Annotated in this window: 13 protein-coding genes; 4 read left to right on the plus strand and 9 right to left on the minus strand. The window is 59.8% G+C overall.

Annotated features, from left to right (window positions below; genetic code table 11):
• Positions 1 to 3: 3 nt before the first annotated feature.
• The 3 genes from ACIOTL_RS00595 (at position 4) to ACIOTL_RS00605 (ending at position 2,895) form a co-directional block, all read left to right on the plus strand.
• Positions 4 to 1,065, plus strand: a complete 1,062-nt coding sequence (locus ACIOTL_RS00595) for a GTP-binding protein (RefSeq protein ID WP_332728115.1) — start codon at positions 4 to 6, stop codon at positions 1,063 to 1,065.
• Entirely contained in the window at positions 1,055 to 1,177 is a 123-nt protein-coding gene (ykgO, locus tag ACIOTL_RS00600; RefSeq protein WP_081461171.1) for a type B 50S ribosomal protein L36, read from the plus strand. The genes ACIOTL_RS00595 and ykgO overlap by 11 nt, the downstream gene beginning before the upstream one ends.
• A 227-nt stretch (positions 1,178 to 1,404) precedes the next feature.
• A complete protein-coding gene (locus ACIOTL_RS00605) occupies positions 1,405 to 2,895 on the plus strand; it encodes an alanine/glycine:cation symporter family protein (RefSeq protein ID WP_400341260.1) in 1,491 nt (496 codons plus the stop codon).
• An 87-nt stretch (positions 2,896 to 2,982) separates the two neighbouring features.
• On the opposite strand, the gene ACIOTL_RS00610 is transcribed toward ACIOTL_RS00605, so the two are convergent.
• Positions 2,983 to 3,828, minus strand: coding sequence for a CoA ester lyase (locus ACIOTL_RS00610; RefSeq protein WP_105656257.1), 846 nt, complete (start codon positions 3,826 to 3,828; stop codon positions 2,983 to 2,985).
• Positions 3,829 to 4,436: 608 nt separating this feature from the next.
• Between ACIOTL_RS00610 and ACIOTL_RS00615 the strand changes: the two genes are divergently transcribed.
• Positions 4,437 to 5,918 carry an amino acid permease gene (locus ACIOTL_RS00615; protein WP_400341261.1) on the plus strand — a complete coding sequence of 494 codons (1,482 nt, stop codon included), beginning with the start codon at positions 4,437 to 4,439 and terminating at the stop codon, positions 5,916 to 5,918.
• A 25-nt stretch (positions 5,919 to 5,943) separates the two neighbouring features.
• On the opposite strand, the gene ACIOTL_RS00620 is transcribed toward ACIOTL_RS00615, so the two are convergent.
• The 8 genes from ACIOTL_RS00620 to ACIOTL_RS00655 all read right to left on the minus strand — a co-directional run bounded on the left by ACIOTL_RS00620 (position 5,944) and on the right by ACIOTL_RS00655 (position 13,557).
• Positions 5,944 to 6,351, minus strand: coding sequence for a DUF4262 domain-containing protein (locus tag ACIOTL_RS00620; RefSeq protein WP_181148764.1), 408 nt, complete (start codon positions 6,349 to 6,351; stop codon positions 5,944 to 5,946).
• 73 nt (positions 6,352 to 6,424) lie between these two features.
• Complete coding sequence (locus tag ACIOTL_RS00625; protein WP_400341262.1) at positions 6,425 to 6,868, minus strand: DUF4262 domain-containing protein; 444 nt, start codon at positions 6,866 to 6,868, stop codon at positions 6,425 to 6,427.
• 175 nt (positions 6,869 to 7,043) lie between these two features.
• A complete protein-coding gene (locus tag ACIOTL_RS00630) occupies positions 7,044 to 8,219 on the minus strand; it encodes an NADP-dependent malic enzyme (RefSeq protein ID WP_332489147.1) in 1,176 nt (391 codons plus the stop codon).
• A 363-nt stretch (positions 8,220 to 8,582) separates the two neighbouring features.
• Positions 8,583 to 10,184: a sulfatase-like hydrolase/transferase gene (locus ACIOTL_RS00635; protein ID WP_332499325.1), complete on the minus strand. Its 1,602-nt coding sequence runs from the start codon at positions 10,182 to 10,184 to the stop codon at positions 8,583 to 8,585.
• Entirely contained in the window at positions 10,181 to 11,002 is an 822-nt protein-coding gene (locus ACIOTL_RS00640; protein ID WP_332499324.1) for an ABC transporter ATP-binding protein, read from the minus strand. Before ACIOTL_RS00640 ends, ACIOTL_RS00635 begins: the two co-directional genes overlap by 4 nt.
• Positions 10,999 to 11,775 carry an ABC transporter permease subunit gene (locus tag ACIOTL_RS00645; RefSeq protein WP_359185401.1) on the minus strand — a complete coding sequence of 259 codons (777 nt, stop codon included), beginning with the start codon at positions 11,773 to 11,775 and terminating at the stop codon, positions 10,999 to 11,001. The genes ACIOTL_RS00640 and ACIOTL_RS00645 overlap by 4 nt, the downstream gene beginning before the upstream one ends.
• On the minus strand, positions 11,772 to 12,602 hold the full coding sequence (locus tag ACIOTL_RS00650) for an ABC transporter permease subunit (RefSeq protein WP_332499320.1): 831 nt from the start codon (positions 12,600 to 12,602) through the stop codon (positions 11,772 to 11,774). Before ACIOTL_RS00650 ends, ACIOTL_RS00645 begins: the two co-directional genes overlap by 4 nt.
• Entirely contained in the window at positions 12,574 to 13,557 is a 984-nt protein-coding gene (locus ACIOTL_RS00655) for an ABC transporter substrate-binding protein (protein ID WP_359185397.1), read from the minus strand. The genes ACIOTL_RS00650 and ACIOTL_RS00655 overlap by 29 nt, the downstream gene beginning before the upstream one ends.
• Positions 13,558 to 13,566: the final 9 nt, after the last annotated feature.

Below are 13,566 nucleotides of genomic sequence, written 5' to 3' on the forward strand. Positions count from 1 at the left end.
CGCGTGAATCTCATCGTTCTCTCCGCACTTGATACTTCCAGCCGCGACTCCGGCCTCAGCCACCTGGGACACCACCATCCTGACGCCGTCATCTTGCGCTATGACTTCGTCGACGGCAATCGGCTGGTGCGCCACGTCTCCGGATCTGCAGCCGCAGAACATGCCGAAACCGTTCTTGGGCACCCCTGCATCGGCTGTGCCACGAAGTTCGAGATCCTGCCGACGATCCAACGCCTGGCCCCCGAAGATTCCGAGGCCACAATGATCCTGGCGTTGCCCGCCACATGGCATAGCGGAACAGTGCTGGACATGCTCGGGACAAAGCTCGAACCACTGGAAATCCGGATCAGCAGCATCGTCTTGTCCCTGGATCCCGCCGAATTGGAAAACCAGATGTGGGACCGGCACACCCTCTGGGAATCGGGATTCAACGCCATGGAACGCGATGCGAGGACGTCGGGAGAGTTCTTCTTCACCGAATTGATGCAGGCAGATACCCTCATTCCGGTCGAAGGCCTGGAAACCCAGCTGCTCGAAAGCGCCACCGGTCCACGACGCGCTGGCGGCGCCGACTATGAAGCCGGCCTAGAATTAGCTCGGCAGATGGCACCGCATGCGCATATCTGCGTGCACGAAGAAGGACTCGGCTCCTTCCACCCCGGAGCAGCGCGCCAACGCACCAGGGCCGGGCACCTGCCGCGAACAGCAACCAATGCCCGCACTGCGCCGATCCGCCTGCATGCCGAACGTCCGCTTCATCCCGAGCGCTTCCGCAAAGCCCTGCCGTCCCTGGCTGAATCCTGCACCTGCATCCGCGGAATCCTCTGGGTGGCTAGTGCCCTCAGCGAGCGCGTCGCCATCGGCGGAGCCGGTCCGCGCATCTGGATGGAAAACACCGGCGCGTGGAATTCGAATATCGCCGTCTCGGAATTGCTGCTCTACGGATCCGAACACGAAGCTTCGCAGATCGAGACGGTCTTCGAGCAATGCCAGGTCACCGAAGAAGAACTCAAGGACCTGTTCAGCTCCGCACATCATGAAGGAGGTGAATGGCATGAAAGTTAGGAATTCCATCCGCGCATTGAAGAAGGCGCCCGGCTCCCAGGTAGTCAGACGACGAGGTCGCGTCTTCGTGATCAACAAGCAAAATCCGCGCATGAAAGCGCGGCAAGGCTGAAGCCCGGAAATTGCCGGCGTCCACTTCGGTGGACGCCGGCAATGCAGCAGCCAGCCCGAGCCCCGGGCCTGATCGTGAAATAAAGTTAACAAACCGGACATGGCATCCGCCAGCGCGCTTTGTGACACAGTTCTCCCCTTGCCATATGATGGCACTCACATAAGGGGATCGGCTTCTCGCCTGAAACTCTTCATCATCAGTCACTCGCACATAAGGATATTGAGTCCATGGACGCTTTGGGCGATCTCTTCGGGGACATCTCCTCCGTCATTTGGGGACCGTTTGTCCTCATCCCGCTACTTTTGGGTACTGGCCTGTACCTGACCATCCGCTTGGGCGGCCTGCAATTCTTCAAGCTCGCTGCCGCATTGCGCCTGGGCCTGCTCAAGCGAAAGGATGCCGAGGCAGAAGGCGACATCTCGCAATTCCAGGCACTGACCACAGCGCTGGCCGCCACTGTCGGAACCGGTAACATCGTCGGTGTCGCAACCGCCATCGGCATCGGCGGCCCAGGTGCCCTGTTCTGGATGTGGGTCACCGGCCTGCTGGGCATGGCATCGAAGTACACCGAGGCCTATCTCGGCGTGCGTTACCGCGGCACCGACGCCGCAGGCGAAAAGTCCGGCGGTCCGCAGTACTACTTGGAACGCGGCGTCAAGGGTCCGTTGGGCAAGTTCTTGGCCCTGTTCTTCGCTATCGCTGCCACCCTGGCCAGCTTCGGCATCGGCAACATGACCCAGGGCAACTCGATTGCCGCCAACTTGGATAATTCCTTCCATGTGACCCCTTGGGTTACCGGCGTTATCCTGACCGTGCTGTCCATCGCCGTATTGGTTGGCGGCATCAAGTCCATCGGCCGCGTTACCGCTGGTTTCGTTCCAGTGATGATCGTCTTCTACGTAGCAGCATCGATCTACATCCTGATCGCCAATGTGGGCGGCATTCCTGCCGCCTTCGGCGAGATCTTCACCGATGCCTTCACCGGCACCTCGGCAGTGGGCGGCTTCGTCGGCTCGGCCATCATCATTGCTATCCAGTATGGTGTGGCCCGCGGCATCTTCTCCAACGAGTCCGGCATGGGTTCAGCAGCGATCGCCGCCGCTTCGGCACAGACCACCCACCCGGTTCGCCAGGGCCTGGTCTCCATGACCCAGACCTTCATCGACACCATCATCGTTGTTACTTGCACCGGCCTGGTCATCATCACGACAGGTACCTGGAAGATGCTCGATGGGGAAACCGGCGAGCAGATCTCCGCTGCACTGATGACCGGCCAGGCATTCACCAATGGCCTGCCCGGACAGTGGGGCCACTGGATTGTGACCGTCGGTCTGGTCATGTTCGCCTTCTCCACCATCCTGGGCTGGTGCTACTACGGCGAGCGGAACATCGAGCGCCTCTTCGGCCGCAAGCTCGTGATGCCGTTCCGCATCGTGTTCTCGCTGGTCGTCTACGTAGGCTGCACCACCGAGCTGACCGCCGTTTGGAACTTCTCGGACATGATGAACGGCCTGATGGCGCTGCCGAACCTGATCGGCCTGCTAATCCTCTCGGGCATGGTGGCCCGCGAAACCCGCTGGTACCTCAAGCATGACCCGAAGCTGGAAGCCAACAAGGCGCAGATCGAGGACTTCATGAATGAGCGTCCGGGTTGGGCTGAATGGAAGGCTGGCGACGTCGTCGGTTCCTCGCGCAACCGCGGTGCCCACGAGGCATAGGCTCCGCAAACAGCAAAGAACCCGTCCAGCATCTGACTGATTCCAGATGCTGGACGGGTTCTTTTCTATTGGAAGACAGCTAAAAGCTTAGGCGTTCCACAGGCCGTAGGAGTCGGCCAGGTCGGCAATCTTCTGGGCACGGGCCAGACGCGGCAGGTATGAGCCATCGCCCACCGAAGCGCCGGCAGCGTGCGCTTCGAGCAGTTCCATGGCCCAAGACAGCTCGTCTTCACTGGGTGCCAATGCGGCGTTGATGCCATCAACGTGATCGGTGGACAACGACAGCTTGCCGGTCATGCCCATGGAGGCGGTGATGCGAGTTTCCTCCGTCACCTTGGCGGCGTCGGCACCTGCCGGTGGAGGTCCGTCGATAGCGCCAGGCAGCTTGCCTACACGCGAAGCGATCACGAGCCGTCCGCGTGCGTAGGCCAATGCCATCGGGTCGTCGGAGACACCGGTGTCCTTGCGGAAGTCGTTGATGCCGAACGCTAGGCGGAAGGTACCCGGGGCCGAAGCGATCTGCGTAGCATTCTCGATACCCAAAGCGGTTTCGATCAAGGCCAGGACGGGAGTACCCGCGCGAAGCCGCATTGCGCTGTAGGTAACCTGTTCAGGCTGCTCGGTCATGGCCAGCATGATTCCACGCAGGCCGGGCGTTCCCGACAGCGCGGCAAGATCATCGGCCCAGAAATCAGTGTCAATGCCATTGACGCGTACCCACGCAGTCATGCCATTGGACAGTGCTCGCACTACGTTGTCGCGAGCCTGGATCTTCTGGTCGTCAGGAACGGCAGCTTCCATGTCAAAAATCACCGAGTCCGCTTCACAAGCCAGTGAAGGAGCGAAAGTTTCCTCCTTGGCCGCATTGACCAAGAGCCAGGAACGGGACAATTTTGCAGGAAGAGCCGCAGCTCGACGATTTCGGAATGCCATACGTCCTACACTACTCACTCGGCCCTCCAAGCTTCCACTGGCCATGTACAGTATTTGCTTCAAGTGAACCGAAAGGCGCGGAATGCAGCACTGGAGCAGTCCGGATGCACGGCACCAACCTGAACCGGGTAGCCTTCTGCGCAGTGGAGCTGAGCATGGATGCAGTGTTGCCTGCGGCGCTCCACGGGCTCCCGCGTTCTGCCATTTCCGAAATCCTACCGCAGGCTGGAAACGCGGGAATTGATCATCGGTGGTTCTGATTCTGCAGATCAACTGCCTCCCGCTAACTCCATTCGCCGGAACCGGAGGATTTCCTTCGCATAGTTTCCCGCGGCTTCATTCTCGGACACAGGCTGCCACCCGGAGGTCCAGCAGCAACCAAATGCCCCATTCAAGTGCAGGTTCAGCCCATCTGGCCACTGCGCGAAGCAGCGGACTACCTACCCGAATCCAGTGGCGTATAACCAACTTCACAACTGTTAAGCTTGCTCGCAGTCCAAGGTGACGAACAAATATAGCTGGTCAATATATCTGCGATAACCTCTTTCAGCGGTCTCGTTCTCCTTCGAAGCAGGCCGTCTCCTTCGAAAAACCGAAGGGATCTGCTCATGAAAGGTGCAGCCGTGGCGATCGATTCCACGCAACTGAAAACCGTTTCCGATGGAACGAATCTTGAGCGCGGACTGTCCAGCAGGCACATCCAGCTCATGGCGATCTCCGGAGCGGTCGGCACCGGATTGTTCATGGGCTCCGGCAAGACCATTTCCGCTGCTGGTCCGTCGGTCATCTTCGTATACATGATCATCGGCTTCATGCTCTTTTTCGTCATGCGTGCCATGGGCGAGATCCTGCTCAGCAACTTGAACTACAAGACCTTCGCAGATTTTGCCGGCGATCTCTTGGGACCTTGGGCTGCCTTCTTCACCGGCTGGACCTATTGGTTCTGCTGGGTCGTCACCGGCATTGCGGACGTAGTCGCGATCGCCCAGTATGTCGCCTACTGGTGGTCCGAGATCCCGCTATGGCTCCCGGCGCTATGCTGCATCCTGCTATTGGTCGGGCTGAACCTGCCCACCGTCAAGGCTTTTGGTGAAACCGAGTTCTGGTTCTCATTGGTGAAAATCGTTGCAATCCTGGCATTGATCGTTTGCGGCTTGGCAATGATTGCCACCGGATTCAGTTCTCCCGAGGGAGACACCGCTTCTTTCGCCCACTTGTGGGCGCACGGTGGCATGTTCCCCACTGGTTTCATGGGCTTCGTCGCAGGCTTCCAGATCGCCGTTTTCGCCTTCGTCGGCATTGAATTGGTAGGTACGGCCGCGGCTGAAACCAAGGATCCTGAAAAGAATCTCCCGAAGGCCATCAATTCCATTCCGCTGCGCGTGATCCTGTTCTACGTCGGTGCCTTGACCGTCCTGATGGCCGTCACCCCCTGGTACAAGTTCTCCGCGGATGCATCGCCATTCGTTAGCATGTTCTCGATGGCTGGTTTGGCCGCAGCTGCGGGTCTGGTCAACTTTGTCGTGCTGACGGCCGCCACTTCAAGTGCAAATTCCGGGATCTATTCAACATCGCGCATGCTGTACGCCCTGTCGCAAGACGGAGACGCTCCGCGGAAGTTCAGCAAGCTTTCTGCCACGCAGGTGCCACGCAATGCGTTGCTGTTCTCCTGCATTTTCCTTCTTGCTGCCGTCGTGCTGTTGTACGCGGGTGACTCCGTAGCCCAGGCCTTCACGTTGGTGACCACGGTGTCTGCCCTGTGCTTCATGTTCGTCTGGTCAATGATCCTTATCAGCTATTTGGCCTTCCGCAAGCGCCGCCCGCAGCTGCATGATGCCTCCAAGTTCAAGGTCCCCGGCGGCATGGGAGCCCCGTACATGGTCCTAGCTTTCTTCGTATTCGTCCTGTGGGCATTGACCACGCAGGCCGATACGCGTGCTGCGTTGCTGGCTACGCCCCTGTGGTTCCTGGTAGTTGGAATGTTCTACCTGAAGGTGCGCAAATCCGATGGCCATCAGGCTCTGCGCGCAGCACATCGGGCAAAAGTCCGCGCGGAGAACGAGGCCGCTGCAATCCATCGGCGAAGCTAGGCCCTTGGCAAAGGATGCCAAGGGCCTAATTGTGCCGGGCAACTACATATTCGTAAGGGATATCCCTGCCGACGAGTAGGACTTCTAGCAGCCCCAGGCTTTCTCCGTATCTCTGATAAGCCAAGGGCACCTGCTTGCGGATCCCGGTACTGATCTTGGAGAAGTACAACAGTGTTCCGTCCTTCCAGCGGCCGGTGTGCCCGTGGGCGAAAACCTCATTCCATTCCAGCACGGACGCAGAAAATCCGTTGAGCATCTGGATGCTGTCATCCATGTCCAGCCCTCGAACAAGGAATTCTGGGTGCCCGATGCGACTCAGGCCAACGGTGTAGGCAAGCGATGGGCTGATCCGGTCCGACTCAACAAAAATCACTTCATGTCCGTAGTCGCGGATCCGCTGGTCGATCAGGGCTTCCAGTTGCTTGCGTGTCATGTCATTGCACATATCGCACATGGTCAGGTTCCTCTCCTCGGCCTGCTCATCTTTTGACGATGCGGCGCGGTTCCTAGTGAGCAGACTGTTTCTGGATCACGGCGAAGTCCCTGGGTTCCCTGCAATGCAAGGTTCTTATCGGGGTGTCGCCAAGGATCAGACTGGTGAGTGGAAGAGTGTGCAGTTCCGCCTCTGGCTCCGAGAAAATGAGCTCGCTAAATAGCGATGTGTTGTGGGTACCCTCGGAAAAGACTTGTTCGTGCTCGACGACTTGTGACGCCAGATGCGCGAGAAGCCCGAAAACATCATCTTCGTCTCCACCGATACTGACGATTTCAGGATGCCCTCGTTTGGCCAATCCCAGTGTGTACCCCAGGACCTGTTGCTGCTTTGCCATAGTGCTGAGCACTACGACATACCCCTTCTCTGATATTTCGCGCAGCGCAACAAAGCCAAGTAGCTGCATTTCGGGCAACGAGCTGCGGACACTGAGATGGACGCCTTCAGGATTACTCATCGCATTCCTCCTTGGTTGATCTGATGCCAGCAAGTGTGGCGCGAATTCATCGCCCCGGCAGGAACTTTCTACGATTGTGGATATCCCAAGACAACGGCCTCAGAACAGCCCGGCGCATGAAAAAAGCACTGCCCGCAACGAGTCGTTGCAGGCAGTGCTTTTTCGCCAGCTTTTTCTACTTGGCCTTTTCTGCTTCCGCAGCCACAGCCGCGGCTACAGCAGGCATCACGCGGTCATCGGTTGCCGAAGGAATGATGTAATCCGCTGCCAGATCATCACCAACCAGGTTGGCAATGGCATGGGCCGCGGCGACTTTCATGCCCTCGGTGATCTTCTTGGCACCCGAGTCCAGGGCGCCGCGGAAGATGCCCGGGAAGGCCAGCACGTTATTGATCTGGTTCGGGAAGTCGCTGCGGCCAGTGGCCACCACGGCTGCATACTTCGCGGCAGCATCCGGCATGATTTCCGGGGTCGGGTTGGACAGCGCGAAGATGATGGCGTCCTTGTTCATCTTCGCCACGGCAGCTTCTTCGAAGGTCGATGAGGAAAGTCCCACTACGACATCCGCGCCGTCCAGTGCCTCAGCCAGGCCACCCATGACATCTTCACGGTTGGTGCGGCTGGCCAGGTCGGCCTTGACCGGATTAAGGTCGTCTCGTTCGCGGTGGATGGTGCCACGCGAGTCGAGCACGATGACGTCATCCACGCCGGCCGAAAGCAGCAGGTTGGTGACGGCGACGCCAGCCGAACCGGCACCGGAGATGACGACCTTCAACGAGCTGATGTCGCGCTTGGTCTGGCGGGCCGCGCCGATCAGAGCTGCCAGCACCACCACCGCGGTGCCGTGCTGGTCATCGTGCATAACAGGGATATCCAGCGCCTCGATCAGGCGCTTTTCGATTTCGAAGCAGCGCGGGGCGGAGATGTCTTCCAGGTTCACGGCGCCGAAGCTCGGACGCAGGCGAATGACGGTTTCGACGATTTCATCGACGTCGGTGGTGTCCAATACCAGCGGGATCGAATCCAGACCGCCGAATTCTTTGAACAGGGCGCTTTTGCCTTCCATGACCGGAAGCGAGGCAGCGGCGCCGATGTTGCCCAGGCCCAGCACCGCGGTGCCGTCCGAAACGACAGCGACCAGACGGGAGGCCCAGGTGTGGGTGGCGTGCTTGGCTGGATCATCTGCGATGGCCTGGGATACCTTGGCTACACCCGGCGTGTAGGCAATGGACAGGTCGCGCTTGGTGTTCAGCGGCATTTGCGATGAAACGGAAAGCTTGCCGCCAAGATGGGCGTCGAAAATCTCTTCGTCGGTGATGGTGGACAGGTCTTTAGTGGATTCAACAGACATTGAATAGCTCTTCTTTCAAGAAAGTTCTGATTGACGAAAACGCAGTACCCACGAAATTGGTGGCAGAGCGTAGGAACGCGCATGACCATTCATCCGACCGCAATGGAGCGTGACCCACAGGCAATTAAGGAGGGCGTCAGGCTTCCATGTACACAATTCCCAGAGGGGCTCCGCCGGGTGAGGCTGAAGGATCCGTCATGGTGTGCCGGAAGATGGCTGGTCAGTACTTTCTTTAGACCTACGTTTTCCACCATACGGGAACCGCTCACCGTGTGACAAGACCGCTTATCCCGGATATGGAACATGAACGGCGGAGCATGCAGCAATCGCCGACAGACCCCGCCGCCCTTAGAACACTTCTATTTACGCCGCGAATTCAGGCCTGACCTGATCTGAAGCTAGATTCACTAGTTGTTCGCCGAGCGCGGATTCCAGAGTCTGGAGCAGCTGCTGGCCCTGCTGTAACCCGGCGAGATTTTCTAATTCGTCATAATCGCAGCGGTGGTCATAAAGCTCGTAATCGCTGGTGCCGAAATACTTCGTTAGTCTTCCCTCTGCGGTGACCACCGAACGGATGCGCACAGGAGCGCGAAGTCCATCCAGAGAAAATGGCTGGTCTTCCTCAATCAGCAAGGCTCTATTCTCCTTCCCCAGCCCCAACTGGCCTTCTTCCACCAAGCTCTGGCCCTGGATGCCCCTGAAACCCGGGACCTGCGCGAGGTCCATGAAGGTCGGCGCCAAATCGGCACTGGATACGAGCTGATTGCTACGCCGTTCCGTGGCCTGTCGAGGCATGTGGATCAGCAAGGGCACGCGAGTTACTGCGCGGTAGTGGACGAAATGCTTGAGCATCAACCCATGATCACCGAAAAGGTCACCATGATCCGAGGTGAAGACCACGATGGTGTTTGCAGCTTGGCCGGTTTCTTCCAGGGTATCCAGCACTCGTCCGACCTGCTCGTCCATGAATTCGATCAGGCCGTATTGCGCCGCGGCCGCCAGACGGTACTGCTCCTCGGTCACCGCAAAAGACATAGTCGGGTCAGCGTTGGGCTCTCCCCGGCGCTCGAGCATTTTTTGGATATGCGCCGGCGAGCGCGAGTGGTCCTGGTCGAAGCCCACCGGCAATGAAAGGCTCGCAGGATCGTAACGGTGCGCGTATTCATGCGGCGGGGCAAATGGATGGTGCGGGTCCGGGAAGGATACGAACATGAAGAAGGGATCCTCCTGCTCCGCTGCCTGACGGATCCTGCCGGCGGCCTTGTCCCCGATATATCGGGTAGGGTGCACCTCAGCGGGAATCGAAGACGCGTACACCTGCTCCCAGCTTTCCAAGACCTTGCTGCCAGCCACAGGTCCCCCCAGCTGGTCAGGGTCGACACCGCGTTCGCGGGCCCAGTGCTCCCAGTGCCCGCCCGGCGCGTCTCCGTGCCCGATGACCAGATCGACATCCTGGTAGCCGTAATAGTCATCGGGCAGGGGCAGGAAGCCAGCTGCATGGCGCGCGCGGTTCTCCCATTGGTCCCAGCCTGCTTCGCGCCGGCGCGAATAGGCATCCGCGACGCCCGTGTCCATCAGCTTGGGTGCGCTGGCTTTGATCTGGTCAAGTTGCTCCGGTTCGAAATCCCAGCCCATGCTCTGGTGGTGCAGCTTGCCCACGGCCGACGTGCGGTAGCCGCAACGGGCCAGCTGGCGTACGAAAGTGGATGCTTCGGGGTCCACTGGGATCCCGTTGTACTGCGTGCCATGAGCACTGGGCCAGCGTCCGGTGAGCAAACTGGCGCGGTTGGGCATGCAGGTAGGGTTCGCCACGTGCGCGTTCTCGTACACCGTGGAGCTCTGCGCCAGACGATCCAAGTTCGGCGTGCGCACTTCACTGTTACCGTAGGCGCCCAGATGGTCGGCTCGCAGCTGATCGGCGATGAACACCAGGATGTTCGGGCGCGCAGCCCGCTCCGGGCTCATGCTGCGGACTTCCGGATAAGCGAGAGCACTTCGGTGCGCAAGCCGGAGAAGGCCGGTAAGGCCCGGGTGCCGATCTGGTCACGGGGTTGTGGCAGTTCAACCGGCAGAATTTCCAGGACGCGGGCCGGTTTGTTCCCGATGGCGACAATCCGATCGGAGAGGTACACCGCTTCGTCGATATCGTGCGTGACCAGCAGAATCGTCATGCCCAGCTCGTCTCGGATTTTCAGGCACAGGTCCTCGAGTTCGAAGCGGGTCTGCGCGTCCACCGAGGCGAAAGGCTCGTCCATGATCAGGATTTCCGGGCGATAGGCCAGGGCGCGGGCGATGGCTACGCGCTGCTGCATGCCGCCGGACAGCTGCCAGGGATATCGTTTGGCCGCGTGGGACAGGCCCACCTCGTCCAGCGCCTCCTTGGTCCTGGAGCGCATTTCCGCGGCCGGCAGATGCAGGTGGCGCAGGGGCAGCTGCAGGTTTTTCTCCACGGTCAGCCAAGGCATCAGGGATCGGGAATAATCCTGGAACACCAAGGCCATTTCAGGTGGCGGGCCGGAAACCTGGCGCCCGTCGATCTTCATAGTCCCGCCACTGGAGGGTTGCAGGCCGGCCAAGCATTTGAGCAGGGTCGTTTTGCCGACACCAGAGGGGCCGACGATGCAAACGACTTCACCGGCATTGACCGAAAAAGTCAGGTCCTCGATGACTTCAACGGCCTTCGGACCGGAGCCGTAGGTCTTTGCCAGTCCTTGGACTTCAAGCCGGGCGACGGCCGCTTCAGCGGATTCGGTTTGCGCTGGGGTGTGGATGGTGGAGTTCACGATACTTTCTCCATTTTCTTGGAACCGATATACCAGGCCAATGCCCGGTTCTTGACGAGGTCGAACAGGATGTTGCCCAGGAAGCCGACTAGCCCGAGCAGCAGGATCCCAGCCCACATGTCGGCGGCCATGAAGGTCTGCTGCGCCAGCAGGGTCATCGCTCCGATGCCCTGGGCGGTGCCCATCATTTCCGAGGCGATCATGACGATGAAGGCCACCAGCAAACTCACTTGCATGCCTGCGGCGATCTGCGGTCCGGCCGAGGGCAGATAGACGGAGAACAATCGGTCCTTGCGGTCCAGCTGGTAGACGGTGCATACATCCTTAAGCGATGAATCCACTGCCTTGATCCCGTCCATCGTGGCGATCAGCGTCGGGAATACCGCTGCGATCACAATCGACGAAATGCGCATCTGATCGGTGAAACCTACCAGCGTAATCAGGATCGGCACCAGCGCTACCGGCGGGATTCCGCGCAACAGGTGCAGCGAGGGTTCGAACAGGGCACGCAGCAACGGCACCGTGGCAAGCACGAAGCCGAGCACCACGCCCAGCACTGCGGCCAGCAGGAAGCCGAGCACCAAATTGCGCAGGCTCGGGACGATGTCGCTGGCGAAATGCTCGAAGAGCCATAAATCAGCAAAGTGGGCCAGAATCTCGCCAAGCGGCGGGAAGAACGGGCTGGTCGACTGGCTGGAGAGCTTGAACCAGGCCAGGATCAGCAGCAGCGGCGTCGCGATGGACAAGATGATATTGAACAGGTGGCGTTTCATTTCGCTTCCTTCCGGAACGCGGGGTGCCAATGCAGCACCCGCCGCTCGATCGCGCCGGACAGGTTCTGGGCCAGCAGACCGAGCACCCCGAGCACCAGCACCAGGGCGTAGGTCCGAGGGAAGTCCCCTGCGGCTTGGGACTGGTAGATGGCACTGCCAAGTCCCGGGGCACCACCCAGCAGGCCGGCGACCACGACAATAATCAGCGCTGCCGGAGCTCCGATGCGCACCGAGGTGCCGATATAGGGAGCAGCCGAAGGCAAGGTGATCCGCAGCAGCCGCTCGGCGCGGCCCATTCCGAAGGAACGCGCGGTATCCATGGCTACCGGGTCAGTGTCGTTGACTCCGGCGACAACCTGGATGGTGGTGGCCAAGACGGTGCCAATCATCACCAGCACCAGGGCCATGGTGCTGGTCGGCCCCCAAATCATCACGCACAGCGGCAGCACGACAATCGGCGGGATGGGCTTGAGGAATTCGGTCATTGCTCGGGAGGCATGGCGCAACCAGTCGACGGTGCCCAGCAGCAACCCGAGCAGGATCCCGGCGGCCAACGCGATCACCATGCCTAATGCGGCAAGCCAGATAGTTGTTGCCGTTTCTGCCCAGAATTCGGGATCACCGATCAAGCGGGCCAGCTCGCTGGCTGTGGCACCGACGCTGGGCAGGCCACTGCCGAAGGTCCCGCGTAGTGCAGCCAGTTGCCAAAGGCCCAGTAAAAGCAGCGCGCCGAGCAGCCCCAATCCGAGCTTGATTGGCGCCGACTCGTAGTCCAGCTGCCAGACCGCGGTGCGCGGGCTACTCTGATTCGAAGATAAGCGATTCATCGAGACCCACCTCCTGTTTCAGGTAGCCGAGCTTTGCCAGCTTCGCGTCGACGCGTTGCAAGTCGGCGATGTCCACCTCGGTTGGCCAGTAGGAATCGGCACCGTTCTTAATGGTTTCCAGATCGATGCCGGTGATCTCGGCCGCCTTGGACTTCATTTCTTCCATGTTCTCGTTGGCGTAGGCATTCGCCTTGTAGATGGCCCGCTGGAATGCGGCCATGCGTTCACCATCGCCGCTGACCTGCCCGGCTCCGGCTACCCAGAGGCCTACCGCGCCATCTTCGAAGAACTCGACTCCCGGGCTACCTAGCAGCTCCATGCCCTCGGACTTTGCGTTGTTGGTAAAAGGAGCTACCAGCCCGGCTGCGTCAACGCGGCCTTGCTGCAGGGACTGCAGGGAACTGGCCGGGTCCAGCACCATCCAATTAATGCTCTCTGGGTTTCCCCCGTCCTTTTCCACCATGTCGGCTACGGTAACCTCGATCTGAGCCTTGCGCGCCGGCACGGCGATCTTCTTGCCAGCCAGGTCCCGGGCCCGGGAAATGCCGCTGTCCGGCTGGATGTACAGCCCGGTGTCATCCACCGAATCGGACTCCATGGAATCAACGGCGCCTTCAGCGTAGCCATCCGCTGCGGCGATGACCGACAGCTTGACATCCTGCGACAGTGCATTGAGCAGCGGGATGGACGGAGTGTAGGCCACATCCAGTTGCCCGGATTGAGCCGCCGCGATTCCGGCAGGCGGATTGGCGACGACCGTGGTTTCTACTTCCAAGCCTTCTTCTTTGAAGTAGCCCTCGTCAATCGCGGTCTGGATAGCTGCATCGGAACTAATGCCGATGATGCCGATAGTGAGCTTCTCGTTGTTGTTGCCGCTGCCGCTATCAGCGGAGCAGGCAGCCAGGGAGGTAGTGATGGCGAGCAGGGCGGCTGCTGCCAGAGTTCGTTTTTTCATGTCATTTTC

Source organism: Glutamicibacter sp. NPDC087673, from assembly GCF_044743255.1.
Classification (GTDB): Bacteria; Actinomycetota; Actinomycetes; order Actinomycetales; family Micrococcaceae; genus Glutamicibacter.

Coding starts and splice junctions, on each gene's coding strand:
- ACIOTL_RS00615 (WP_400341261.1), top strand. CDS start 4,437: ATGAAAGGTGCAGCCGTGGCGATCGATTCCACGCAACTGAAAACCGTT.
- ACIOTL_RS00610 (WP_105656257.1), bottom strand. CDS start 3,828: ATGGCATTCCGAAATCGTCGAGCTGCGGCTCTTCCTGCAAAATTGTCC.
- ACIOTL_RS00630 (WP_332489147.1), bottom strand. CDS start 8,219: ATGTCTGTTGAATCCACTAAAGACCTGTCCACCATCACCGACGAAGAG.
- ACIOTL_RS00635 (WP_332499325.1), bottom strand. CDS start 10,184: ATGAGCCCGGAGCGGGCTGCGCGCCCGAACATCCTGGTGTTCATCGCC.
- ACIOTL_RS00605 (WP_400341260.1), top strand. CDS start 1,405: ATGGACGCTTTGGGCGATCTCTTCGGGGACATCTCCTCCGTCATTTGG.
- ACIOTL_RS00620 (WP_181148764.1), bottom strand. CDS start 6,351: ATGACACGCAAGCAACTGGAAGCCCTGATCGACCAGCGGATCCGCGAC.
- ACIOTL_RS00645 (WP_359185401.1), bottom strand. CDS start 11,775: ATGAAACGCCACCTGTTCAATATCATCTTGTCCATCGCGACGCCGCTG.
- ACIOTL_RS00650 (WP_332499320.1), bottom strand. CDS start 12,602: ATGAATCGCTTATCTTCGAATCAGAGTAGCCCGCGCACCGCGGTCTGG.
- ACIOTL_RS00655 (WP_359185397.1), bottom strand. CDS start 13,557: ATGAAAAAACGAACTCTGGCAGCAGCCGCCCTGCTCGCCATCACTACC.
- ACIOTL_RS00625 (WP_400341262.1), bottom strand. CDS start 6,868: ATGAGTAATCCTGAAGGCGTCCATCTCAGTGTCCGCAGCTCGTTGCCC.
- ykgO (WP_081461171.1), top strand. CDS start 1,055: ATGAAAGTTAGGAATTCCATCCGCGCATTGAAGAAGGCGCCCGGCTCC.